Origin of the sequence: Tigheibacillus halophilus (assembly GCF_042683165.1) — a bacterium.
In the GTDB taxonomy this organism is placed as follows: Bacteria; Bacillota; Bacilli; order Bacillales; family Amphibacillaceae; genus Tigheibacillus; species Tigheibacillus halophilus.
Map to the genome: position 1 here is coordinate 320,561 of NZ_JBHUIZ010000005.1, position 25,351 is coordinate 345,911.

Annotated in this window: 24 protein-coding genes and 1 other annotated feature; of the genes, 13 read left to right on the forward strand and 11 right to left on the reverse strand. The window is 44.2% G+C overall.

The features are described from left to right. The first annotated feature begins 205 nt into the window (after positions 1–205). Together ACFSMW_RS07845 and ACFSMW_RS07850 are read left to right on the forward strand one after the other, a co-directional pair. Positions 206–430, forward strand: coding sequence for a DUF2829 domain-containing protein (locus ACFSMW_RS07845; RefSeq protein ID WP_390354535.1), 225 nt, complete (start codon positions 206–208; stop codon positions 428–430). Positions 431–433: 3 nt separating this feature from the next. Further along, positions 434–1,201: a 3-oxoacyl-ACP reductase gene (locus ACFSMW_RS07850; protein ID WP_390354536.1), complete on the forward strand. Its 768-nt coding sequence runs from the start codon at positions 434–436 to the stop codon at positions 1,199–1,201. A gap of 102 nt (positions 1,202–1,303) precedes the next feature. Here the strand turns inward: ACFSMW_RS07850 and glpK are convergent, their stop codons facing one another. Together glpK and ACFSMW_RS07860 are read right to left on the reverse strand one after the other, a co-directional pair. Next, on the reverse strand, positions 1,304–2,794 hold the full coding sequence (glpK, locus tag ACFSMW_RS07855; RefSeq protein WP_390354537.1) for a glycerol kinase GlpK: 1,491 nt from the start codon (positions 2,792–2,794) through the stop codon (positions 1,304–1,306). A gap of 46 nt (positions 2,795–2,840) precedes the next feature. Then, the gene (locus tag ACFSMW_RS07860; RefSeq protein ID WP_390354539.1) at positions 2,841–3,671 is read right to left on the reverse strand and encodes an MIP/aquaporin family protein; all 831 of its coding nucleotides are present in this window, start codon (positions 3,669–3,671) and stop codon (positions 2,841–2,843) included. A gap of 468 nt (positions 3,672–4,139) precedes the next feature. Between ACFSMW_RS07860 and ACFSMW_RS07865 the strand changes: the two genes are divergently transcribed. Beyond that, complete coding sequence (locus ACFSMW_RS07865) at positions 4,140–4,649, forward strand: QueT transporter family protein (protein WP_390354540.1); 510 nt, start codon at positions 4,140–4,142, stop codon at positions 4,647–4,649. A 72-nt stretch (positions 4,650–4,721) separates the two neighbouring features. Here the strand turns inward: ACFSMW_RS07865 and ACFSMW_RS07870 are convergent, their stop codons facing one another. Next, a complete protein-coding gene (locus ACFSMW_RS07870) occupies positions 4,722–5,576 on the reverse strand; it encodes an STAS domain-containing protein (RefSeq protein ID WP_390354542.1) in 855 nt (284 codons plus the stop codon). 390 nt (positions 5,577–5,966) lie between these two features. Next, a complete protein-coding gene (locus ACFSMW_RS07875) occupies positions 5,967–6,752 on the reverse strand; it encodes a 3-hydroxybutyrate dehydrogenase (protein WP_390354543.1) in 786 nt (261 codons plus the stop codon). Between the two features lie 190 nt (positions 6,753–6,942). Here ACFSMW_RS07875 and ACFSMW_RS07880 point away from each other — a divergent pair, with 190 nt between their 5' ends. Continuing rightward, positions 6,943–7,758 carry a lipid II flippase Amj family protein gene (locus tag ACFSMW_RS07880; protein ID WP_390354545.1) on the forward strand — a complete coding sequence of 272 codons (816 nt, stop codon included), beginning with the start codon at positions 6,943–6,945 and terminating at the stop codon, positions 7,756–7,758. Between the two features lie 132 nt (positions 7,759–7,890). Here the strand turns inward: ACFSMW_RS07880 and ACFSMW_RS07885 are convergent, their stop codons facing one another. The 3 genes from ACFSMW_RS07885 to ACFSMW_RS07895 all read right to left on the reverse strand — a co-directional run bounded on the left by ACFSMW_RS07885 (position 7,891) and on the right by ACFSMW_RS07895 (position 10,112). Continuing rightward, positions 7,891–8,289, reverse strand: coding sequence for a DoxX family protein (locus ACFSMW_RS07885; protein ID WP_390354546.1), 399 nt, complete (start codon positions 8,287–8,289; stop codon positions 7,891–7,893). Between the two features lie 37 nt (positions 8,290–8,326). Next, on the reverse strand, positions 8,327–8,827 hold the full coding sequence (locus ACFSMW_RS07890) for a MarR family winged helix-turn-helix transcriptional regulator (RefSeq protein ID WP_390354547.1): 501 nt from the start codon (positions 8,825–8,827) through the stop codon (positions 8,327–8,329). A 271-nt stretch (positions 8,828–9,098) separates the two neighbouring features. Next, complete coding sequence (locus ACFSMW_RS07895; RefSeq protein ID WP_390354548.1) at positions 9,099–10,112, reverse strand: NADP-dependent oxidoreductase; 1,014 nt, start codon at positions 10,110–10,112, stop codon at positions 9,099–9,101. Positions 10,113–10,296: 184 nt separating this feature from the next. On the opposite strand from ACFSMW_RS07895, the gene ACFSMW_RS07900 reads away from it, so the two are divergent. The 5 genes from ACFSMW_RS07900 to ACFSMW_RS07920 all read left to right on the forward strand — a co-directional run bounded on the left by ACFSMW_RS07900 (position 10,297) and on the right by ACFSMW_RS07920 (position 13,562). Next, positions 10,297–10,713, forward strand: a complete 417-nt coding sequence (locus tag ACFSMW_RS07900; RefSeq protein WP_390354549.1) for a hypothetical protein — start codon at positions 10,297–10,299, stop codon at positions 10,711–10,713. A gap of 408 nt (positions 10,714–11,121) precedes the next feature. After that, positions 11,122–12,150: an ATP-binding cassette domain-containing protein gene (locus tag ACFSMW_RS07905; RefSeq protein ID WP_390354550.1), complete on the forward strand. Its 1,029-nt coding sequence runs from the start codon at positions 11,122–11,124 to the stop codon at positions 12,148–12,150. 14 nt (positions 12,151–12,164) lie between these two features. Continuing rightward, positions 12,165–12,965, forward strand: coding sequence for an ABC transporter permease (locus ACFSMW_RS07910; protein ID WP_390354771.1), 801 nt, complete (start codon positions 12,165–12,167; stop codon positions 12,963–12,965). A gap of 179 nt (positions 12,966–13,144) precedes the next feature. Next, positions 13,145–13,294 carry a small acid-soluble spore protein O gene (sspO, locus tag ACFSMW_RS07915; RefSeq protein WP_390354552.1) on the forward strand — a complete coding sequence of 50 codons (150 nt, stop codon included), beginning with the start codon at positions 13,145–13,147 and terminating at the stop codon, positions 13,292–13,294. A 67-nt stretch (positions 13,295–13,361) separates the two neighbouring features. Further along, on the forward strand, positions 13,362–13,562 hold the full coding sequence (locus ACFSMW_RS07920) for a hypothetical protein (RefSeq protein ID WP_390354553.1): 201 nt from the start codon (positions 13,362–13,364) through the stop codon (positions 13,560–13,562). A 77-nt stretch (positions 13,563–13,639) separates the two neighbouring features. Here ACFSMW_RS07920 and ACFSMW_RS07925 read toward each other — a convergent pair whose 3' ends face one another. The 3 genes from ACFSMW_RS07925 to ACFSMW_RS07935 form a co-directional block, all read right to left on the reverse strand. Continuing rightward, positions 13,640–14,221 carry a DUF2238 domain-containing protein gene (locus ACFSMW_RS07925; protein ID WP_390354555.1) on the reverse strand — a complete coding sequence of 194 codons (582 nt, stop codon included), beginning with the start codon at positions 14,219–14,221 and terminating at the stop codon, positions 13,640–13,642. A 141-nt stretch (positions 14,222–14,362) separates the two neighbouring features. Continuing rightward, the gene (locus ACFSMW_RS07930) at positions 14,363–15,181 is read right to left on the reverse strand and encodes an alpha/beta fold hydrolase (protein WP_390354556.1); all 819 of its coding nucleotides are present in this window, start codon (positions 15,179–15,181) and stop codon (positions 14,363–14,365) included. 113 nt (positions 15,182–15,294) lie between these two features. After that, positions 15,295–15,789, reverse strand: coding sequence for an NUDIX hydrolase (locus tag ACFSMW_RS07935; RefSeq protein ID WP_390354557.1), 495 nt, complete (start codon positions 15,787–15,789; stop codon positions 15,295–15,297). A gap of 201 nt (positions 15,790–15,990) precedes the next feature. After that, positions 15,991–16,268 (forward strand) — a binding site (T-box leader). Positions 16,269–16,440: 172 nt separating this feature from the next. On the opposite strand from ACFSMW_RS07935, the gene ACFSMW_RS07940 reads away from it, so the two are divergent. Further along, the gene (locus ACFSMW_RS07940) at positions 16,441–17,298 is read left to right on the forward strand and encodes an SAM hydrolase/SAM-dependent halogenase family protein (RefSeq protein ID WP_390354558.1); all 858 of its coding nucleotides are present in this window, start codon (positions 16,441–16,443) and stop codon (positions 17,296–17,298) included. A 14-nt stretch (positions 17,299–17,312) separates the two neighbouring features. On the opposite strand, the gene ACFSMW_RS07945 is transcribed toward ACFSMW_RS07940, so the two are convergent. After that, complete coding sequence (locus tag ACFSMW_RS07945) at positions 17,313–18,752, reverse strand: amidase family protein (protein WP_390354560.1); 1,440 nt, start codon at positions 18,750–18,752, stop codon at positions 17,313–17,315. 227 nt (positions 18,753–18,979) lie between these two features. Here ACFSMW_RS07945 and ACFSMW_RS07950 point away from each other — a divergent pair, with 227 nt between their 5' ends. From ACFSMW_RS07950 to ACFSMW_RS07960, 3 genes are all read left to right on the forward strand, one after another. Next, a complete protein-coding gene (locus ACFSMW_RS07950; protein ID WP_390354561.1) occupies positions 18,980–20,083 on the forward strand; it encodes a glycerol dehydrogenase in 1,104 nt (367 codons plus the stop codon). A 374-nt stretch (positions 20,084–20,457) separates the two neighbouring features. Further along, positions 20,458–23,646: an SNF2 helicase associated domain-containing protein gene (locus tag ACFSMW_RS07955; protein ID WP_390354773.1), complete on the forward strand. Its 3,189-nt coding sequence runs from the start codon at positions 20,458–20,460 to the stop codon at positions 23,644–23,646. 180 nt (positions 23,647–23,826) lie between these two features. Further along, complete coding sequence (locus ACFSMW_RS07960; RefSeq protein WP_390354562.1) at positions 23,827–25,251, forward strand: aldehyde dehydrogenase family protein; 1,425 nt, start codon at positions 23,827–23,829, stop codon at positions 25,249–25,251. Positions 25,252–25,351: the final 100 nt, after the last annotated feature.

Sequence of the window (25,351 nt, forward strand, 5' to 3'; positions counted from 1 at the left end):
ACAGTAAAATACTATGAATTGGTGTGGTGTGAGGTTCCTGAATATAAACAAAGGTACGGGTATGAAATCGCTGTTTGTTTAGAGCAAATCATGCATTGCCATTTAAATACCAATCCACTATACTAGCTTCAGCAAAACGCATTTATGAGTCTATGGCAATAACCGTAAACGACACGAAATGAGCCAAAAGAGAGGAAAAGATAACATGACATTTGAGGAGATATTACCTGCATTAAAGTCTGGAAAGAAAGTGGTTCGTGAAGGCTGGGGCGGGGCAGAACTGTATGTAAAGCTTATCGGCCGAGGTCAGTATGATGGGGAAAAGCTCAACCCTTATTTCTTGATCAATGTACGTGGCGAAGGATATACGATGTTCACTCCTGCCGTTTGTGATATTTTGGCAGAGGATTGGAAAATGGTGGCGAAATAAGGCATGGTGCATAACATGAAGTTTACTGAGTTTGCAGGAAAAAAAGTATTTATTACTGGAGCAGCATCTGGAATCGGGCGGGCACAGGCCGTTGCTTTTTTGGAAAATGGCGCAGATGTGTTTGCATTGGACGTACAGGAAAAGGGGTTACAGCAGCTCGCTTGCGAATATGAGGGAAAATTTGGCTATACTGCTGGTGATGTGGCAGATAAAACGGCGGTTAAACATGCGGTTACAGCTGCATTGGCAGCATTTGGCCGACTTGATATTCTTTTGAATACAGCTGGTGTACTTGATGGCTATGCCAAATCGTTAGAAACCGATGAAAAACTATGGGATGACGTTTTGAATACGAACCTTAAGGGGACGTATATGGTGACGAATACCGTGCTTCCTTCCATGCTTGCTCAAAATCAAGGAGTTGTGGTGAATATGGCATCGATAGCAGGACTAGTTGCGGGTGGAGGCGGCGCAGCATATACTGCTTCCAAACATGCTATTATCGGTTACACAAAGCAGCTTGATATGGATTATTGCCGGGAAGGTATCCGTGCGAATGCTATCGCGCCTGGTGCGATTCAAACACCGATGAACCAAGCGGATTTCGCCGGAGATGGTACGATGGCGAAGCGGGTAGCGGAGGAAACACCTGCGGGAAGGTGGGCCCTGCCGGAGGAAGTCGCGAATTTGTCGCTTTTTTTAGCAAGTGAAGCAGCAGATTATATACATGGCGCTGTCATGCCAATTGACGGCGGCTGGACAATGAAATGAATATCTTGAACTTTAAAAAAGGGTACCTGCGGATAGAATTGTTTATCCGCAGGTACCTTTCTACGTTTTATGCATGTTTTTCCACTATCCATGCTGGGAATTTTACTTAAATGCGCGGGTTGCTTCAACCGCTTTTTTCCATCCGGCATATAAAACATCACGATTAGCATCATCCATTGTATGATGAAAGCTTTGATCTACTTTCCACTGCTTTGCAATTTCTTCTTTATCCTGCCAATATCCTACTGCAAGGCCAGCCAGATATGCAGCGCCTAGCGCCGTTGTTTCATTAACAACTGGCCGCTCAACCGGAACGCCAAGCATATCACTTTGGAATTGCATTAAGAAATTGTTCTTCACTGCACCGCCATCTACACGGAGTGCTTTCAGCTCAATGCCTGAATCAGCATTCATTGCATCCAAGACATCCTTTGTCTGATATGCCAGTGACTCTAATGTGGCGCGAATGAAGTGTTCTTTTGATGTGCCACGTGTGAGCCCAAATACGGCTCCACGAGCGTCACTGTCCCAATAAGGCGCACCCAGGCCAACAAATGCAGGCACCAGATACACACCATCCGTGGATGATACTTTTGTTGCATATGCTTCACTCTCTGGGGCATTGTCGACCAGATTCAATCCATCGCGAAGCCACTGAATAGCGGAACCTGCAACAAAGATACTGCCTTCCAGCGCATATTGCACTTTTCCGTCTATACCACATGCCAGTGTGGTGAGCAAGCCGTTTTGTGATTTTACTGCTGTTTCTCCTGTATTCATTAATAAGAAACACCCAGTGCCATACGTATTTTTTGCCATACCTTCTTCAAAGCAGGCCTGGCCGAATAAAGCTGCTTGCTGATCTCCTGCCACCCCGGCAATAGGCACTTCATGACCGAAAAAGTGATAATCCACTGTATGGGCATAAACTTCTGAAGATGATTTTACCTCTGGAAGCATACACTTTGGTACTGTTAAGATTTCCAACAGTTCGTCATCCCACTCCAAGTCGTAAATGTTATACATCAGTGTTCTGGATGCATTTGTGTAATCTGTGACATGTGCCTTGCCACCAGATAATTTATAGATTAACCATGTATCGATTGTACCGAATAACAACTCGCCTTTTTCAGCTTTCTCACGTGCGCCGTCAACGTTATCCAGAATCCATTTCACTTTTGTCCCGGCAAAATAAGGATCGATTAACAAACCAGTCTTATCTCTGAAAAGATCATTGTAGCCTTTTTTACGTAATTCTTTGCAAATATCTTCCGTTTGGCGGGATTGCCACACAATAGCGTTGTAGACAGGCTTTCCGGTAGTTTTATCCCAAACGACCGTTGTTTCACGCTGGTTCGTAATGCCAATACCAGCGATATCACTTGGTGAAATATTACCTTTTTGTAGAACATTTGCGACTACGCTTAAAATAGAAGTCCAAATTTCGTTTGCATCATGCTCTACCCAGCCTGGCTCTGGAAAGAATTGTTCAAATTCACTTTGTGCGGTGTCCACAATTTCCCCGTCATGATTAAATAAAATAGCTCTTGAGCTGGTTGTACCTTGGTCTAAAGATAAAATATATTTTCCCATTACAGGATGTCTCCTTTAAATATTATTTTTAAAAATGAAAATGTGTTTAAACAGCATGCTTTGAAATATTGCCTTCTGCAGAATCTTTTTTTCTAAGCTCTATTACTAATGCTGCAATAAATATCACGGCCATTACGACGGAAGCTATCCAAAAACCCGCTGTGTAATGTTTTTCAAAAATGGAACCATAGAAAAGCGCGCCATAGACCCCGCCGAAAATCGGTCCAACTACAGGAACCCAGGCATATTTCCAATTGGACGGCCCTTTACCAGGGATTGGCAGCAGAGCGTGGGCAATCCTGGGACCTAAATCACGTGCAGGATTTATGGCATAACCAGTCGGTCCTCCAAGTGACATGCCGATTGCAACAATTAACAAACCAACGATAGCTGGATTCAAACCTTCTGTAAATTGATTAGCACCGATAAACATTAATCCCATGACCAGGACGAACGTACCGATAATTTCTGTAATGAGGTTGGCTAGTGGGCTGTCTACCGCTGGACCGGTTGCAAAGACACCCAACTTTACCCCTTGATCTTTTGTAACACGCCAATGTGCCAAATAAGCAAAAAACACAACGACAGCGCCAATGATTGCCCCTATCATTTGTGCAGTAATATATTCAGGAACTTTACTCCAAGGGAAGTCGCCTGCAACCGCAAACCCTAACGTAACTGCCGGGTTCAGGTGGGCATCGGAAAAATTACCGGATGCATAAACTCCCATGGTAACCGCGAGCCCCCACGCAATCGTAATGACAACATAGCCACCGCCTTTACCGCCTGATTTGCTTAAATTAACCCCTGCAACTACTCCGCCGCCAAAAATAATTAAAATCATTGTACCGATTATTTCAGCCATAAATTCTGACATACTTATTCCCCTTCCATCATGGTAGTATGAATACGTTCCCAAAGAAACGAACAGATAACAAGATTGCGCGCGCAAGTGTGGATGAAGGACACAAAAAAACCGCACTATAACAATTGCTGCTTTTTAGAAAAAAAGCAGATGATATAGTGCGGGCTCCTGATCTCCATCACGTACTCTTAACTTGTTGAGTCAAGGTTACACCTTTGTGCAAGCGTTGTCAATGGTTTTTTCTTGAAGTAATGGTCACCGAAAACTTAAGCGGGACAGTGATTGACGGGGTAAAAAAAATAAAAATGCGCGCTGGAAAGTGACTCTGATATAATAAGCACGCAGGCAAAAAATACTGATATTGATGGGGATCTCAGCAGACAGCATGTTGATATAAACCTGCACTGCGGCACTTAGTCTTCCTTTGGTCGCAGTTATTACTAAAATAGCTTAATCGTTATTTTACAAAGGAGAAATAAAATGAATAAATCAATTTCCCGCCCAACCTCAAGCACCTCTGTATTAGAGTTGACAAAAATTTCCATTGTGGTCTCGCTGTACGTTGTTGTGACGGCATGGCTGGCTGTTTTCAGCTTTGGCATGATCCAGCTGCGGCTTTCGGAAATGTTCAACTACCTTGCTTTATATCACAAGCGCTACGTCATCGCAGTGACGCTTGGCGTCATATTCGCCAACCTGATGTCGCCGACTGGATTATTGGATGTACCCATTGGCGGCGTGTCCACATTTCTTGTATTGGTTCTCTGTCGATACATAACCAGAAACATCAAACATCATGGTACCAAGCTGGCTGTTACAGCCATGATCTTTGCTCTGTCTATGTTTACTGTAGCGGGGCAACTGACTATCATGCTTGATTTGCCATTTTTCTACACATGGTTGTCTGTTGGAGCAGGAGAACTGCTGTCTATGGCCATTGGTGGTATTTTCATATATTTTCTCAGTAAAAAGATTGATTTCACACGTTGAATACCAAGTAGGGGGTGCTGACAAAGCACCTTTTTTGGAAAGGTGCTTTTTACAATGCCGGACACTTGTCCGTCAGTCTATTTTTTGCAGCACGTAACGGTTCTTAAGTGCCTGAAGAAGAGAACTGGAAGTATTGATTTTTGAAAAGTTTATGCCCAATTGTACAGCTGTCTGGGCAATTTCCGGGCGGATCCCAGTGATGGTTGTCTGGGTGCCAAGCAAATTGAGAATATTGGTCAATTGGAAAATTTGATTGGCTACCATTGTGTCAATGATAGCTACGCCGGATAAATCGATGTACAAACTTGTGATCCCGGTTCTGACGCATTTAGCCGGTACATTTTCTATAATTGTCTGGGCACGGCATGTATCAATGTCGCCAACCATCGGTAGGATTCCAGTGGTTTCCGTGATTTTGATAATTGGGGATCCCAGTTCGTTAATCAATTCCTGCTGCGCGCTGAGACGATCGTTCATAAGTTTGAAATACGTTTCAGAAAAAGCGATGTACAGTTCATCAAATGCGAGGTGGATGGTGTCGCTCCAATCTGCTACGATGTGTGCCGGTATTGCTGGCTTGTGCATTTCCAAAAAGTGCTCCACCTGCTGCCAAAATACTTTTCGTACCTTGCTTAGCGCGCGCAGTACATCCGGAATTGGCGTAGCAGTTGCAACCCGGCTTTTTGCAACAACATGAGCCCATTCGTTTTTCTTTTTTTCGAAGTTGCTTTTGTCGCCAAACAGACTGCTGATGATGGTCTGATTCGTGATCGTGTTTTGCTCGCGCAGTTCCTGCTCTGTTTCCTTGCTTGCGTTGGCGGAATAGATCGAGCCTTTGGTTTGGTCACGAAGAGCGAGCCATTTGTCTGTAATGGTTGCTATACTATCTTCCAGATATGTATGTAGTTCTTCGTTCAAATCTGTCATTCTCTCACCTCAACATGTAAGTTCTTTGAGACACTTTATATCAATATATCAAATAAAGTCCTTTATGAGAAGAAATAACAGGCTGTGATTACTGTTGGGAAAGTTTATAAAGCGCTTTCCAATGGGAATGGAGGGGTGAAATAAATTCCATTTACTGGAAAATTATCCCTGAAATTCTCTTTTATAGCAATAATAGATTTTTATCATTTGCTCACCTATTACTCCAATCCATTTGGAAAGCTTTTTATTTGAACGCCAGGAAGAATGATGGCCTCTTTCTCCGCGGTTACTGAATCAAAAATGGCCAGTTTCAGTTAATGACGGCACGGCCATTTTTGATAGCTGGACCAAGTGGGAGAGAGAATGCTGTAAGGCGATGAAGCTGTTGACTCACTGCACAGTATAGCCTCCATCCAGAAGGATTGGCTGTCCTGTCACTCCTTTTGCTTTGTCACTGGCGATGAATATGGCATAATCAGCAATTTCCTGTACAGAGAGGAGGCGTTGTTGCGGTACAAGAGGGAAGAAAACATCTTCCATGACTTTTTCTACAGGTACTTTTCTCGTTTCGGAAATATCTTTCAGCTGATTTTGCACGAGTGGTGTGTCCACATATCCCGGACACAGCGCATTGACGGTAATGCCATGTTCTGCACCTTCCAATGCGGCGACTTTCGTCAGACCGATCAGGCCGTGCTTTGCTGTATTGTATGCTGCTTTACCGGCAAAACCGATTACCCCATTGATGGAGGCCATATTGATGATACGGCCAAACTTTTGCTTTTTCATAAGTGGGAAAACTTTTTTTGTCGCCATGAAGGGTGCAGTGATCATCAGCTTGATCATAAATTCGAATTTATCAGTCGGGAAATCTTCGATATTGGCGACATGCTGTATGCCTGCATTATTGACCAGAATATCAATTCGGCCGAATATATCCACTGTCTCCTCAATACTTCGTGATAGTTCAGCTTCTTTTGTGACATCACAGGCGATAGCAAGGGCCTTATACCCTTGGCTCTCCAGCTCTTCCGCTGCGTTTCGAGCTGCCGGTTCATTGATATCGGAAATAACCACTTTTGCACCTTGGCCGGCGAATGCTCTGGCGATTTCCAGCCCTATTCCGCTGGCCGCTCCCGTGATAAAGGCGACTTTATCCGTTAACATTTTTTCCATTTTATTTGCCTCCATTTATTTTAAGATGGGTTATCTGTTTTTAGTTTATTCCCTTTTTGGCGACTGAAGCAACTTGGAAATGGAAAAATTGATTAGTGGAGGGGTAAATGGGGCATAACCCGAAAGTTTGTGGTAGGATTTTCTTATGTTTATAAAAAGTGGATAAGTCCACATGTGGGTGGTAAACAATTTGGATTATATAACAGAAAAATTAATTCTCATTTCATTGTTCGTTTTCATCATACATGCTATAGAGACACTTGCTTATGCAGTCAGATTGTCAGGGGCCAGGGTGAAAATGATAGCTTCGGCGCTGGCGCTATTCAACTTGATGGTCATCATATCCAGAATGGCGAATATGATGCAGCAACCGTTCACTGGCAGTCTTATAGACAACGCCCCAAAGGAACATGCCTTAGCATTTGTAGAAAGCCAATACAGAATCATTATTGGCTCTTCCACCCTTGGCACGTTATTCGGGACACTGCTGCTGCCAACATTCATTGCCTTGTTCTCACGGGCGATTATTCATTTGTCTGAAGAAAGAGGCTCTATACCTGCTTTATTGAAAAAAGGCTTTTCTTTGACGTTCATACGGCGGGGAATGAAGCATATCAGATTTCCAAGCTTGTCATATTTGAAGGATGTCCGTTGGAAGGATATTCCGGTGAAGCTGTTTTTGGTGAATACGGTTATCACCGCAATTTACACCATCGGCGTTTTATCAGCACTCTATGCATCCCTCCTGGCACCAGAAAGAGCATCCACAGCCATTATGGCATCTGGTCTGGTAAATGGCGTGGCGACGATACTGCTAGTTGTTTTTATCGACCCGAAAGTATCCGTGATCGCAGATGATGTCGTCAACAAAAGGGGAAGCTATCTGACATTGAAGCGAATATCGCTGATGATGGTAGGTTCCAGATTGCTGGGGACCTTCGTGGCACAAATCCTGTTCATACCCGGTGCGCAATACATCGCCTGGCTTACAAAATTCATTGCATAGCAAGGATGATAGCTGCTGCTCAGGAGCTGGCATATCTGAAAATCAAATGATAAGGATATAACTGGCTAAAAGTGAACTAAAATGGATCCGAACATCATTATTTGATGATCAGATCCATTTTTGCAGCATTCTTTAAAACCATATAGCATCTATTGAAATGGTGCCGGGACCAGATAATGCAATACCAAGAGCTATGGCGATTAAGACGACGTTATATTCGACCCCGCCCTTGTCAACAAAAAGGCCGTTTTTGCCATGAACCTTCACAATTGCAACAATCATTGGGATGATAATTAACACAGCTGCCAGCGGTGTCAGAAGCCCAATTGCGAATAATAATCCGCCAAGAAATTCAGCCAAACCAGCAATGAGTGCCATCCTTGCTCCGGGTTTAATACCCATTTTTTCAAATGTAGCACCTGCTTCTTGCGGCCCTTGTCCACCAAACCAACCGAATGCTTTTTGGGCACCATGTGCGGCAAAATACAGACCTGTAATCAAACGTATAATTAAAAGACCTAACGCTTCCAATCTTTTCACTCCTTATCCATTTTCCTTATAGACGACGTCATAGGGAATCATTACTTGCTTTTTTTATATTATTTTGCCGTGAATGCTCTATATGTTCCTGATTGCTTTTTAAGTGATGGATCAATTTAGGTAGTATGGCAGACAACTGGGAAAACTCTTCATCGCTTAAAACGGAAAAGGCATTGCGGTTTCCCAAAACCCGGAAAGGACGAATGATTTCTAGTGCTTTTTCACCTGCAGATGTCAGTCTGACAAGTGTGACTCTGTGGTCCTTTGTATCTTTGCACGTTTCTACGTACCCAGTCTGGCTTAGCCGCTCTACCAATCCGGTAACTGCCTGTTTGGTGACTAACGTATTCTGCCTGAGATCCCGCATTGGCAAGTCACCTTCATTTGATAGCATCGATAGGATCATATACTGTTGAACGCTGCTTAGGTCGGCTTCTTTAGCGTACTGGGCACCAAGCCTTTCGAGCAGATTTGCGGTACGAATGACATCCAGTATCATATTTGCAACTCTGGTATCTTTATCTTCCAAAACATTCACCTGCTTTTGCTCATAAGGATTCAGCCTATTGACGTATTGTAAAAGTATAAAACATCTGCCTTTAAAAAGTCAACATGTTGACTAATTGATGATTCACATGCCTTTGTAAGCGGGGCCCCTATTCTGCTTACTCACAATGAATGAAGAAAGGCCCTTTTTCGGAACTGACTTTTCAAAAATAGCCCATGAAAAAACCCTTGGACAGGCTATCCAAAGGGTAAATGGGTTCTTTTCTGAATGCGGGACTCCTTTTTCAGAAAGACTAGTCTTCTTCAGCAACCTTCACGAGCTGTTTGCCGATATTTTCTCCTTTGAAAAGACCAGCGAACGCATCGGGAATCTTCTCGAACCCCTCTGTCACCGTTTCTTTGAAAACGATATTTCCGTCGGTGACTGCGTTAGCTAAAAAGCTATAAGCTTCCTTAAAGTGTTCAGCAAAATCACCAACAAGAAAACCTTGCATGGTAGCGCGGGATTTGATCAGGAATTGTTGTACGCGCAGACCGATGTCTTGCTCGTTTTCCTTTAAATTGTATGAAGAAATGGCACCACAGACTGGCACACGTGCGAATGTGTTCAGCAGTGGCCAGACAGCATCTCCGATTTCTCCGCCAACATTCTCGTAATATACATCAATGCCATTTGGGCAGGCATCTTTTAATTGTTGCAAGACATTTCCGTTCTTATATTCAACAGCTGCATCAAAACCGAGTTTTTCTGTGATATGTTTCGCTTTTTCTGCAGACCCCACAATGCCGACAACATGGGCTCCGGACTGTTTGGCCAGCTGTCCTGCTACTTGGCCGACAGCTCCTGCGGCGCCTGAAATGACGACGTTTTCTCCTTTTTCGGGCTTGCCAATATGCATTATGCCGAAATAGGCTGTGAGTGCTGGCATCCCAAGCACACTTAAGGCAGCACTTGGGTTCAATCCATGTGTGTCCACTTTGCTGATATTGTCCGTTTCTTCAATGAGATACGTTTGGAATGGCAGATTTCCCCTGACAATGTCTCCTTTTTGAAAAGAACCTGAACCGGATTCCAAAACCTGGGCGACGACGCCTCCTTCCAGCGGTTTCCCTACCTGGAATGGTTCGGCGTAAGATTCCTTGTCTGACATCCTGCCGCGCATATATGGATCAACAGATACGTACAAGGTCTTTAGCAATACTTCGTTATCGCCTGGCTTGCCAAGCTCCGTTTCTTTCAATTGAAAAGTTTCCTTGTCTGGCATGCCGTTTGGTCTTTCATTGAATATGAGCTGTTTCGCTTTCATATATATTTCCTCCTCATGATTGCATTTACTCTAATAAACATGTACCCCGTGACTTTGATTTGTAATCGGGGAGCTAGGAGGGAATCCGCGGGATTTTTGTACTGCTTGGTGTGGAAATTGCGCCATTCGGGTATGTTTCCTAAAACGGATAAATTTACTTTTTGATTTAAAAGTAGGTGGAAGCATGAAACAGGCAGTTAAGTTGATTCTTATAGGACTGGCAGCTGGGGCAATTTTGGCTGTGTTTTTGAAAATCATTCAGACGACAACGGGGAATCAGGCTTATGACCTCTTATTTGAAACAGATTATGTGCCTGTTTTGAAACAGTGGCATGAGGTCCCGGGTGTCGGAATAGCTTTTCATTTCCTCACATGCATCATGAGTGTCGCTGTTCTGTTTTTATTGCTAAAGCCTTTTCATCTGGAAAGAAGGTTTTTGCCCTATGTACTTGTGTACACCATCGGCGGAGCCTTTCTGTATCCATTGACGGCATTGTCTGCGAGAACTCCCGAGCTTGCTGATGTGGCGGCATGGGGGCTTTGGACACTGGGGCACGCTTTATTCTCTGTTACTGTCGGGCTGCTTATAAAGTTTTGGTGAAAGACGTCTATATGATATTTATGTAAGGAGTGGGAATGCTTCACTGTGAAAGATATGATCTTCTTTAGCAGGAATAACTGCTGTGAAATAATATAAAAGTGTTGATACATAAGCAACTTAAATATATGGGGATAGTTTGTGGCATCGATCATACGCTGATTGATGCCTTTTTTATGCGAATGATGCTTCATTGCAACCGATTTCCCAACGCTTCAACCTTCTCAAGTAATTATTGTTCATATACAGTTCATAAATACATTTTATGATTCCTTTTGAGCGACTTATGAAGGTGTCTGATAGCAGTTGGCAGAAACCCGTCGCGGGGCGGAGAGTTTCTCCGTCGTGCGTTCGTTTCTAAAATGTTTCGCACGAATTATAGTGAAGTAGGAAAAGCGAGGAGGAATGGCAATGCAAATTGCTGACAAAAACAAAGTAGCACCAAACCATGGTGATTTAGCTGTTGAAGCGCGTGGACTTGTCAAAACGTTTGGTGATAACCGCGCAGTAGATGGTGTAGATTTGAATGTACGTGCAGGTTCAATTTATGGTGTGCTGGGACCAAATGGAGCGGGAAAAACGACCACAATCAGAATGCTGGCGACGCTGCTGCGTGCTGACGCAGGCTCGACACGCATTTTTGGTCACGATGTGGAGAAAGAACCGCAAATGGTCCGGCAGTTGATAGGTGTAACCGGCCAGTATGCATCAGTCGATGAATCTTTAAGTGCTACCGAGAACTTAATCATCTTTTCCCGATTGCTTGGATTGGGAAGAGCGGAAGCAAGGAAAAAGGCAGCGGATCTGCTGGAGGAATTCAACTTGACAGAGGCTGCAAAACGTCCATTGAAAAAATTCTCCGGAGGAATGCGGCGCCGGCTGGACTTGGCGGCGAGTCTTATCGCGCAGCCACCGCTGATTTTTTTAGATGAACCCACTACAGGTCTTGATCCGCGCACACGTAATCAGATGTGGGATACCATCCGCCGGCTGGTCCATAACGGTTCCACCGTGCTTTTGACCACCCAATACTTGCAAGAAGCTGATGAACTAACTGATCGGATTGCTGTCATCGATCGTGGACGTGTAGTTGCGGAAGGCACTGTGAATGAACTGAAAGCATCGATTGGTACTTCGTCGCTTCATCTGATCATGCAGCATTCAAAGGATATTCAACATGCTCGTCACACAATTGAGCAAGTGCTTCAGGTGCCATCTACGGTTTTACCGGAGGGCAGGGGAATTACCGCACCGATGGCAGATGCCGATAAGGTAACGGACCTGCTTATCGCCTTTCGTGAAGAAGGAATCCAACTCTCTGAGCTGAGCGTACAGAAGCCGAGTTTAGATGAAGTGTTTTTGACGATCACTGGCCAGGAAGTGAAAGAAAGTGCAGCAAAAGCATCTCATCAAGTGCATAAGGAGGAGGCGAGCATATGAAAAGCAGTATCGCAATGAACCGTGCAGCACAGCAGCCTTTACGCAATAAACCAAGCTTTCGGCAGTCCGTGCGCAATTCGCTAACGATGGCATATAGAGGCTTGCTGAAAATAAAACGAACACCAGAGCAATTATTTGACGTCACACTTCAGCCCATTATTTTCACCTTAATGTTCACCTATATTTTTGGCGGAGCGATTTCAGGAGATGTACAGAGTTATTTACCTGTCATTATACCGGGTATTCTAGTACAGACTGTGATCACCACTTCTGTCGTGACGGGTGTCCAATTGAGAGAAGATATGGATAAAGGGGTATTTGATCGGTTCAAGTCATTGCCCATCGCCCGTATTGCACCATTAGCAGGCGCTTTAACGGCAGATACTGTCCGGTATACAATTGCTACCGTGCTCACATTCACCATGGGATATATCATGGGTTATCGCCCTGATGGGGGCCTGGGTTCTGTTGTGATGGCCGCTTTGCTTGTCATCGTTTGTTCCTGGGCTATCAGCTGGATATTTGCATTCTTCGGCGTGATTGCCCGTACTGCTTCCAGTGTACAGGGGATTTCAATGATTGTGCTGTTTCCATTGACGTTTCTCTCCAATGCCTTTGTCCCTGTGGAGACTATGCCTGACTGGCTGCAATGGTTTGTGAAAATCAATCCCATCTCCCATCTTGTCACTGCTGTAAGAGAACTAACGAACCATGGGACGGCAGGTTCGGATCTAACCATCTCTCTCATTGGAGCGACAGTGATTGTGGCAATTTTTGCACCGATAACAGTTCGTGCATATATGCGGCGGACATAAAAGGAGCTTCGGAAATGAAAAAATAAAATGCCGGATTTATGTCCGGCATTTTATTTTGAAAAGGAATGCGAAAAAAAGCATATCGGTAATTTCTCGAGGGGTAAAATGTGTGATTGATGGTTTTCTGTACATATTATTCGTGTGCAACAGGCAGGATAAAAGCATGGAGGTGTTTTTCGATGTCCAGAAAAAAGCTGCCAAACGGCGGGTTCAGTGATGAACAAGCAGTAAGGAAAAAGCTTTCCAAGCAGTTCGATCATGAATTTGCGAACGAACCACTCACGGCCAACGAAAAATATAACAATAAAAAAACGAAAAAGCGTCAATAACCATCTCTGGGATACTCCTTCTCCATGGGGGTATCTCTTCCAATATAAGGGAAGGGAGTTCGATTGTATGGAACACAGAAATGTGCCTGCTGAAACTACCCCACATCAAGACGGCAAAAAGGAAGGGGTGCTTAAGGACGCAGAAGGTACCCGTATCGGCATCCGGGCAGATGCTAAAACAGAAGAAACATTTTCTTCTTTAAGTGAAATACAGCATCCGCAGATGAAAAAGTTCGAGAAGATGATGCGGGGGGAACCAGTTGATTAAGACCTTTACGGGAAAATATTATTTAAGATAATAGATTCATGCTGCAAAGCAGAGCATTCTTATGCTCTGTTTTTGACTTACAGAGACTTTTGTTTCTGTTTCAAAATGGTCCTTATCCAGGAGCAGACTGCGATAATGCATGAACCCACCATACCCGCAATCAAGTCCGACATGGTGTCAAAATTTCCGCCGCCTTGCATTGTCGTGTGAAAGATCTGGTCGCAGCTGAATTCATACACCTCCCACAACACTCCTCCGAGTGCAGAAAATCCAAGTATGAACAGGAATACAAACCCAGGAGAAATATCATCTCCCGCATTGCGATGGACGAGGCGCTCGTATAGCGCGATGGCCATGAAAGCGAGCATGCCGCCGCTGATAAAGTGGATAAAAGTGTCCCACCATCCAAATCCGTACCAGCCTCTGATGGAACCAAGGTACTGTGAGCCGAACAAAAAGATGATGTAAGAAACGACAATTGACAAACGGAATTTGAACTTTGTAAAGAGAGAGAGTATGAAAGGGATAGCACCGCAAACGAATCCACCTATCCCTACCATGGCTTTTTTTGTATCGCCTGTGCTGAAAAAGTATACAGCAAGGATTATCATGAAAATGGCATATACCAGGCTGATAGCAATAATCATTTTACGTTTCATCTGATCACCTCGTGCAGCTTTTGCATCTTTGTAGTATTAAAATCCCCAGTTTTTGTGAATAAATCCCTTGTGCTGATAAATGCCGCGTTACACGGACAAAAGGCCAGGTGTGCATTTTGGTTGCATCCTGGCCTTCGCTTACTATCCCTTCAAAAAATCCTCCATTAAGAAATTGAATCGATCTGCATGCTCCCAAAACATCATATGGCCGCCGAGAATTTCAATTTTTGTGTGCGGAAAAATCCGCTGAATATAGGAATTGGCGGTTTCTGCCCAATGTTCAGCCAACACGGTCAACGTCGGTACGGATTCACTTGCTTTCTTCGCTTCCTCACGATAGTCAGAAAATAATCCAGAAGAAAAAAGATTGGCCGCAATATGATATGGTGTTCTTAAAGACTGCTCGACCAGCCACATAAGTTCCTCTGGAGTCGTTTCACGCTGAATCATTACCTGCTTCACATAGTTGCTGATGAATGTCCTTTGTCCCTGGGGATTTCGTAAATACGTATGATAGACAGCTGCCATGTCATCCAATGTGCCTTCCACCCAATCCCCTTCTTGTGCAGATAAGGATTTGGGCGGCATATCAATCAAGACCAAGGATTTCACATTACTTGTACCGCACTGTCTGATATACTCCCAAACGGTGAAACAGCCAAAAGACCACCCGGCTAGTGTTGCTTGCTTCACTTCTAATTGTTCAAGTATTTTGGCTAAATCAGCCCCGTGTGTGACATAGTCATTGCCGTGTGGGGTAATCGTTGACCGCCCATGGCTCCTTGGATCCAACACGATGACCCGGTGTGTTTTAGAAAAGTACGCTACTTGTTTGGAGAAAACCTCAGTCGTGAAAGTGAAACCAGGTATGAAAATAATGGGCTCTCCTTCACCAACATCCTGGATGAACATCTCCACTCCTGTGTCGACTTCCAGGTATTTACCGCCCGCTACCACCATAATGCTCAGCCCCTTCAGTTTGCTATATCCATTATATATTCGCGAGAGAACTGTAACAGAACTGAGCCCCATCTCTAAATAAGGGTTCTTGGGAAATGGCTTACTATAGATATTTAAGAAGAATGAAGCGTAGCATCGAAAGGCAAAGGTCTGGTTGTATAGTCCAGTATCCTATGGTTTTGGTAAAAGAAAATATGTTCCAAGCCATAATGGCCACTCAATAGGAGAGGTAAGAATTGTTTTAAGTTGTCGACAACACCATGGTTATCCCGGTCCAACACCCAGGTGATTTCTTTCCAATCCAGTATCCCCTCTCTGGTTTTGACCAATGTCGCAGGATGGCAACCAGACGGCAGATCTGCGAGGAAAACATACATACCGGCATATTCGCCATTACTTTTCCAGATGACGTTTCCCGCATATGTCACTGTAGGAAGCACAATGCCGGTTTCCTCGGAAACCTCTCTTAATATGCTTTCTTTGGGAGATTCATTCTTTTCAATTTTGCCGCCCACACCGTTCCACTTCCCCATGTTGGGGCTTTTTTCTCTGTTCAGGAGCAGTAGCTGATTGCCTCTTTGGATGAAACAAATCGTATATTTTAACATGGTAAACTCCTTTGAAATATGGATCAGAAAATGAGATCCTTATAAATAATGGATGCATTAATTATACATAGTCCAGGAACCGGTCAGCAAATAAGAATGCGGCTGGCCGGCATGATTGCACACAAGAAATATTGAAGGAGACACTTGCATAGCCTGGACTTCATCTGTATAATAAGTCTAAATTATATAACAACAACTGTAAGAAAGACATGGAAGAGGAAAGTAAGTTCTGGCGATTTTTCTAAAGAGAGCTTCGGAAGCTGAAAAGAAGCGAAAAATGCGGATCTGAAAAATGGCCTTGGAGTTGCGCTGCTGAACATGTCGCCAGTGGGGACATTAGTAGGTTTCGACGAGATGGCATCCGTTACACGTGCCAAGTATGCAAGATCCTATAGGATTTGACATACTAATGAAGGCTGTATGTGCGAGCATACAGTGAAATAAGGTGGTACCGCGTATATTCAAACCACGTCCTTATCGTAATTGATTAAGGGCGTGGTTTTTCTTTTGCCGGCAAAAACAGTAGGATGTAACTTGTTTCGATACTGTCCCGATGCAAGGACACCATTCACTAATGCTTGGAGAATGCCAAGGATCTGCAACGGCCACACTATACTGCAGGAGCCATGAAATAGCTGAGGAGGATGCATAATGAAAAGAAATTTAGTGTTGCAGTCAGATTTCGGTTTAAGTGACGGAGCGGTAAGTGCGATGTATGGCGTTGCCAACACAGTGGACCCTGAGATCAGGATTTCTAACCTTACCCACGACATCCCGCAATACAATATTTGGGAAGGGTCTTATCGTTTGTATCAAACGTTTAATTATTGGCCGGAGAAAACGGTATTTGTATCTGTAGTGGACCCTGGTGTCGGTACGGACAGATTAAGTGTGGTGGTAAAAACCGCAACTAACCATTATATTGTCACACCGGATAATGGGACATTGACACATATTAAGCAGGATATCGGGATTTTGGAGGCAAGGGAAATTGATGAAAGTCTTAATCGTCTGCCGCATTCCGGGGAATCCTATACGTTTCATGGTCGGGATGTGTACGCGTATACCGGCGCCCGCCTTGCAGCGAATGTCATTTCTTTTGAGGAAGTGGGACCAGTCGTTGATGTCGATGCGATCATCGAATTGGAAAGACCAGTAGCATCAGCGAAGGAAAACGAGGTCTTCGGCAATATCGATATCCTGGATGTCCGTTTTGGAAACCTATGGATGAATATCAGCCGTGAGTTGTTTCTTGAAGCTGGCGTGGAATATGGAGACTCGCTGGATGTAGTGATTGCTGATAACGCTCACCAGGTATATAAAAATACCATGACATTCGGCCATTCTTTTGCCGATAGTCGTTTAGGAGAACCACTATTATATGTGAATTCCTTGGACAATGTGGGAGTCGCCCTCAATCAGGGTTCGTTTGCAAGAACATATCATATCCAGACAGGGGCTGATTGGAAAATAACAATACGAAAACCTGCATGCCTGTCTGGCAATTAAGTCTGGCACCAGCCTTAAAGCGCTGGTGCTTTTCGATGCTTGGTTGCTTGCTCGAAGGCATAAGCCAGTTCGAGCAATTGGGGTTCTGCAAATGCCTGACCTGTAAACGTAACACCAACTGGTAAGCCGTCGCTTGTATACCCTGCGGGAACTGTAATAGAGGGGTAGCCAGCTCTCGCTGCGATATCACATCCGGCATAATTGATAAAAAGCAAGGCGTCCAGATGATGCTCTGACATAGCCTGATCGATTCCTTCATCCTGAGACAACCTCAGGTCTGCCAATCTGTCCGTTATATACCCCATCTCTGTCAGCGTACCGCTTTTGGCTTCGGATGCCAGCAATACAGTTTGTCCGTATTTCAGAGCTGAGCCGGCATGCGTGAGATTGTAGTGGATCACATCTGTCAGGGACCGAACAGATTCAGCTGCAGGCAGATTTGCTAAGTAAGCGTTGACGCCATTTTTGAATTCATGGTGCATAACACTCGACTCTGGGAGATCTGCACAAAGCGAAACGGATTCAATGATGGTGGCACCCAGAGCTTTCATTTTCTCCATGGCCCTGTTGAAAATGGCTTGCTCTTCTTCGGTAAATGATGCAAGGTATTGCCGGGAGACACCGATCCGTTTATTCTGTAACCCTGTTTCCAGCAAGAAAGGAGTGTAATCGGTAATAACGTGGTGATTGGTTAATGTAGCCGGATCGTTTTTGTCAAAACCGGTCAGCGAACCTAACAAAATGGCAGCATCTTCTACGGTTTTTGCCATAGGTCCGGGAGTATCCTGGCTGTTTGAAATCGGAATGATACCGCTGCGGCTGATCAGACCGACTGTTGGCTTGATGCCAACCAATGAATTACGGCTTGCCGGGCTCAAAATAGACCCGCTTGTTTCAGTACCGATTGCCCCGGCGGCAAAACCTGCAGCAATGGCGGCGCCGGATCCGGAACTGGAACCACCCACATCGAATTTTTCCGGACCATAAGGATTTCTTACCTGCCCGCCGAGCGAACTATAGCCATTAGGCATATTTTCTGCCATAAAATTTGCCCATTCCGTTAGATTGGTTTTTCCCAATAATACAGCCCCTGCTTCTCGCAGCTTTTTGGCAACGAAGGCATCTTCTGCCGCATAATGGTTGGCGATTGCCACGGAACCAGCAGTGGTATGTGTTTTATCCGCTGTATCTATATTATCTTTGAGCAAGATCGGTATACCATGGAGCGGCCCGCGAATAACTCCGTTTTTTCTCTCCACATCAAGAGCTTCTGCGATATGCAACACATCGGGGTTCAGTTCCAGGACAGCATTTAGTCGTGGACCGGCATCATTATATGCAGCGATTCGCTCCAAGTACATTTTTGTAAGTTGTTTAGATGTCAGCTCACCAGTTTGCATTGCTTGTTGCATGTCACTGATTGCTGCGGTCTTCATTGTGGATTGGAATGACATGGTATCACCTCCGATAAAATTGAATGCTTCTGTGATATATTCTACCATAATATAAGCTTTTGTTTTTTGAAAATTTGAATCTTTAATATGTTATGTGATTCATCGCTAAAAAATTGGTTGAAAGTCCAATCTTGAATAATTTGTGAAATGATTCACAAACCACTTTTCAAATTTGCTGAAAACAGATAAGATGAATGTGTAACGACTTATCAGAGGAGTGAGGTTATATGTCAACAATCATATTTAAATCACCTGGTAAATATATTCAGGGAAAAGATGAGCTGAGTAACATCGGGTATCATGTAAATGGTATTGGAAAAAAACCACTTGTTCTGTCAGATGAAGTCGTCTGGAACATTACTAGCGATCAAATTATTAACGGCTTGCAAGCTGAGCAAACTGATTTCCATTACGTTGCATTTAATGGAGAAGCATCATTGAATGAAATAAATCGGGTCATTGCAGAAGGGCAGGATCAACTGGTTGATTTTATCATTGGAGTAGGGGGAGGCAAGACATTGGATGCTGCGAAAGCCATCGCAGACGGATTGGATGTCCCCGTTGTCATTGTCCCGACAACTGCTTCTACGGATGCTCCCACAAGTGCTCTATCTGTTATTTATAGTGATGAAGGTGTCTTTGAATCTTATAAATTTTATCAGAAAAACCCCGACCTTGTGCTGGTAGATACCGCTATTGTGGCAAAAGCACCTGCCCGTTTCTTTTCATCAGGGATTGCGGATGCGATGGCGACTTGGATAGAGGCGAGAGCCACTATAAAAAATAATGGCACGGCAATGGCTGGAGGAAAATCGAGTATTGCAGCCAAAGCAATTGCAAGGACATGTGAGGAAACCTTATTCAAATACGGCCTTCCTGCATACAAAGCTGTCCAAAAAGGACTGGTAACTAAACAAGTAGAAGCAGTTGTAGAGGCGAACACATTACTTTCTGGTTTGGGTTTTGAAAGTGGCGGGTTGGCTGGGGCGCATGCCATCCATAACGGTTTTACCGTTCTTGATGGAGACATCCACAATTTGACTCATGGTGAAAAAGTAGCATATGGGACACTGGTTCAATTATTGTTGGAATTGCATGATGAACAGGAAATCCGAAAGTATATCTCTTTTTATAATGCGCTGGATTTACCGACAACATTACAGGCAATGCATTTAGAACAAGCAACTTATGAAGATTTGTTAAAAGTTGGGGCAGCAGCTACAAAAGAAGGGGAAACAATGGATAACCTGTCAGTAGATATTACTCCCGAAGATGTGGCGAATGCTATACTGGCTGTTGATCAACTAAGTCAAAATATGAAGCAGCAATAGTCAGCATTCAGAAAAAGGAATGTGCTTGATAGCATTAACTGGTTATTTAGTAAACGAAACAAAAAGATCAGCCTTATGTTAAAGTCGATATGACATTTGTAAAGAAGATCATGAAGCAGAAAAATGTATAGCGAAACTTGCCTCCACAAAATATTGGATAATTGTGGGGGCTTTTATGCCGAGGATAGGACTTTGCGAATCACTGGTCGCAAAACCTATGCAGATGGATGTTTCTCAGGCATTGCAGTAAAATTTCGCTGGCATTATAATACAGTCAGGATCATAAGTTCCGTTTTTGGTGCATCTTATTCAAATGGGACATTCGGAAACGAGCTGGTCATTCATCTGTCGAAAAGGAGCGGAGTAGCGTGGATATGGTTTGGACCCAGGATGAAATAAAAAAAATATGCGGGGCCGTCTCCTTCAAAAAAGGCAATACCTATTATCGGGCAAATAAAGTTGCATTTGAATATGACAGCCCTGATCGATGTGAGGCAACCGTCTCCGGAACGGAGAATTTCCGAGTCATGATCGAAAGGAAACCCTCCAATAAATTAGGTGTACATACAGCCTGCAGCTGTCCCGAGCTGGCTTCTGTGAAATATGCATGTCAGCATGTGGCAGCAGTGATGCTCGCTATAACGGCACAACGGCAAAAGAACATCCCATCGGCTTTGCAAACCAATAGGGTATTATCAGATGGTATGCTGCGTCTCTTTCATGAGCCAGAAAAGTTGCCAAGCGGTTATCAGCGTCATTTTGAAAGCAGGCAATTGCTCGAGGTGATGTTTTTTTGCAAACCGGTTTCCATGGATAAGAGGGAGGATATGTTCGGTGTGGAGATGATGATCGGTACACACCAGGTACGCAATATCCGGGATTTTTTAGAACATGTGGAAACAAGGATACCAAGTGTCATATCAACTGATTTTACATATGAACCAAGCTTGCACTGTTTTCAAAATGAAACAGATGATGTGATACAACAGCTGATTCAAGTGGCCAGGGATGAAAAACTCTATCAAGACGCAATGCCACCGCTGGGCCATCCAATCGGCAGCCATACACTGATTATCCCGCCATCCGCCTGGGAAAAGCTTGTCCCGCTGCTCTCCGAGGCTCCACATGTAAAACTGGTATGCCGGGATAAGATATATAGCGGCCTTTGCACGGCAAGTCATCCGCTCCCGTTACAATTCGTTTTTTTCGATACGGTTAACGATACTTATGCACTGGAAATAAAAGGGTTGGAACATATCAAGCAGATGCTCGCTTATCATACTGTTATATCCCAAGGAAAATTGATGCAATTGGAAGCGGAAGAAAGCCGACGACTTTCTGAATTGCAGCAAATGCTTGCCTCTGCTGATTCCAGACATATACCGATTTCTAAAGCCCAAGTACCTTACTTTTTGAAGAAGGTGGTTCCCGGTTTGAAAAAAATGGGGGAGGTGACACTGCCTGTCTCCATGACAAACCAGCTGGTGAAAACGCCGTTGAAAGCCAAGCTCTACCTGGACCGTGTGAACAATCGTTTACTGGCCGGCCTGGAATTCCATTATGAAGGTGTTGTCTTCAATCCGCTGCAGGAGGAGCCGGTGAGTTTCATGATTGTAAGAGATGAAGCGAAAGAGGAGGCTATTTTACAATCGATGCGGGACAGCCAATTTACCGAAACGGAATCGGGTTATTATATGCATAATGAAGCATTGGAATATACCTTTTTATACCATCGGCTCCCTGATTTGGAGAAACAGATGCAGGTTTACGCGACAACAGCAGTGAGGAACCGGGTTTTAAAAAAGCACGCCCATCCGCGGATTCGGGTAAAATTCAAGAAGGAACGAACTAATTGGCTGGAATTCACCTTTGATATGGACGGCATCCCCGATCAGCAGGTCAAGGATATTCTGCGAGCATTAGAGGAAAAGAGAAAGTATTATCGTTTAGCAAGCGGCTCCTTGTTATCACTTGAAACGAGAGAGTTTGAGGAGATCCATCGTTTTTTGCATGCAGCAGGGGCACAGGAAGAGGATGTGGAAAGCGGATTAAATGTCCCGGTCATCCGCGGATTTCGCCTTCTGGACGCTGCCAATGACGCGGAAGTATTTCAGTTTGAAGATTCGTTCCGTCAGTTTTTAGCAGATTTACAGCAAATGGATAGATCGGGATTTGAGGTGCCAAAGAATCTGGATCCTGTATTGCGCGACTATCAAAAACAAGGATACCAATGGATGAAATTCCTTGCCAGTTATGGGTTCGGAGGAATACTTGCTGATGATATGGGTCTGGGAAAAACATTGCAAAGCATTGCCTTCATCGTTTCCAACCTTTCTGATATTCGAAACAGCAAACAGCCTGTGCTGATTGTTTGCCCATCCTCGCTAACGTATAACTGGCTGCATGAAATTAGCCGCTTTGCTCCGGATATGAAGGCAGAAGTCATCGATGGAAATCAGACAGAACGAATCATGCTGCAAAAGAATGCCATGAAAAAAGATGTGATTGTTACCTCTTATCCTTTGCTTCGTGCAGATAGTAGATGGTATGAAAAACAAAACTTTCATACAGCATTTTTTGATGAGGCCCAGACATTTAAGAATCCAGTTACACAAACAGCTAGGGCAGTGAAAAAGGTTCAGGCAAAGTATCGTTTTGCCCTTACTGGTACACCAATTGAAAATACATTGGAAGAGTTATGGGCAATTTTTCATGTGGTATTTCCTGAACTGTTTCAAGGATTGCGGGAGTATAGCTTTCTTCCCAGAAAAAAAATCATTCGCAGAATTCGTCCATTCCTGCTGAGGAGAACAAAGGCAGATGTACTTGCGGAACTGCCTGAAAAAAACAAATCACTGGAATCTGCGGAATTGCTTCCTGAGCAAAAGAAGCTATATGCTGCTTATCTGGCAAAACTGAGACATGATACATTGAAGCATCTTGATCAAGAGACATTGCGAAAAAATCGCATTAAAATACTTGCCGGTCTTACACGGCTTCGGCAAATATGCTGCCACCCTGCATTATTTGTAGAAGGCTATCAAGGCCGCTCTGCCAAATTCGAACAGCTAATGGAGATTTTAGAGGAATCCAGGAATGCGGGCAGAAGGTTGCTTGTCTTTTCCCAGTTCACGGAAATGCTGAAACTGATTGGCAGAGAGTTGGCCGGTAAAGGAATGTCGTTCTTCTATCTGGATGGCCATACATCTTCCGAAGAGAGGATACAAAGATGCGATCGATTCAATGGCGGGGAACGGAATATATTTCTTATCTCCTTGAAAGCGGGCGGCACCGGACTCAATTTGACTGGCGCTGATACAGTGATTCTTTATGATAACTGGTGGAATCCTGCCGTCGAAGAACAGGCCGCCGACCGGGCGCACCGCATCGGACAGAAGCATGCTGTAGAAGTTATCAAGCTTGTCGCTCGCGGTACAATCGAGGAAAAAATGAATGAGTTGCAAGAGAAAAAGCGGCATCTGGCAGAGGAAGTGATCGATGCAAAAGAAGTTTCCGAGCAGATGATGACAGAAGAAGACATTCGGGAATTATTGATGATATAGGCGGACGCCGGAAATTCTGGCGCCCGCTATTTTACTATTTGTATGAATGTATCTCTTTGTTCCTTTTACAGGTTACTCATGCTCTTTAAAACAAAGCCGGGGATGTACGTTTCAATTCATTTGTTAGGGGAAAACAAATGAGTGTAAAGATCATCGAAACCTTTAAAAGGAGACATGAATATGCGTAACTATCTCAAGCATTATATAAACGGTGAATGGGTAGATTCCACCGGAAAAGACATGACTGAAGTATACAATCCAGCTACGGAGGAAGTGATTGGAAAAATTAGTTTGGGTACAGCAGAAGATTTGGATAAAGCAGTACAGGCAGCACGAGATGCATTTCCATCTTTTTCTCAAACTACGCGTGAAGAGCGAATTGACTTTCTGCAAAGAATCGCGGAAGAATATAAGCGTCGCAAGGAAGACATCGTAGAAACCATTACGGAAGAGCTTGGTTCCCCTAAGAAGAAATCAGAAGAAATCCATTTTCAAATGGGCTATGCCCACTTCACGCAAGCCGCAGAGGAGCTTAAAAAATTCCAATTTGTAGACGAGCGTGAGCGTTCCACTGTCATCAAAGAACCCATTGGGGTGAGTGGATTAATCACGCCATGGAATTTTCCTACCAACCAAACAACCACGAAAATTGCCAGCGCACTAGCGGCTGGCAGTACAATGGTATTAAAGCCTGCTGAACTGACCCCGTTTGCAGCAATGATATTGGCTGAGATATTTGATGAAGTCGGCTTGCCAAAAGGTGTGTTCAATCTGGTAAATGGAACAGGAGAGGAAATCGGAAATGGCATTAGCTCCCACCCGGATATCGACTTCGTGTCGTTCACTGGTTCTGTAGGCGTTGGCCAAAAAACAATGGAAAATGGCGCCAAAACAATTAAAAAGGTAGCACTCGAGCTTGGCGGCAAGTCCCCGCTCATCGTGCTGGATGATGCGGATCCCGAATATGCGGCTAATACCGCCATCCATCATATCATGATGAATACCGGACAAGTCTGCACCGCAGCTACAAGAATCATTGTCCCCGCTAATATGAAAGCAGATTTTGAAGAAGCGTTACAGCGAAATCTGCCGAAATATAAAGTTGGCGACCCGCTGGATGAGGATGTGGTCACTGGCCCGCTTGTAGCAGAAAAAATATTCAACAGAGTGCAGGATTATATTCAAAAAGGGATCGACGAGGGAGCTACTCTATTTGCCGGCGGAACTGGTAAGCCTGACGGTCTGGAAAAGGGATATTTCGCAAAACCGACGATTTTCACCGATGTCGATAACCAAATGACAATCGCGCGTGAGGAAATTTTTGGTCCGGTCATGTCTGTAATTTATGCCAATTCACTGGATGAAGCGATGGAGATCGCGAACGATACGGACTATGGTCTTGCCGGTTATGTGGTTGGCAAAGATAAAGAAACATTGGCAAAAGTGGCCAAAAGTATCCGGGCTGGAAGAATCACCATCAACAATGCAAAAGCGGATTATTCCGCACCGTTTGGCGGTTATAAGCGATCTGGTATCGGCCGCGAATGGGGAGACTTTGGTATCGAGGAATATCTGGAACCAAAAGCGATTCTTGGGATGGATTAGAGACTTAAAAATGGCGGATATGATTGCAGATAAAAAGGTTGCTTTGCGCTAAATGCGCAAAGCAACCTTTTTAGGGTGGAAAGCGCAATATTTCCTTTCC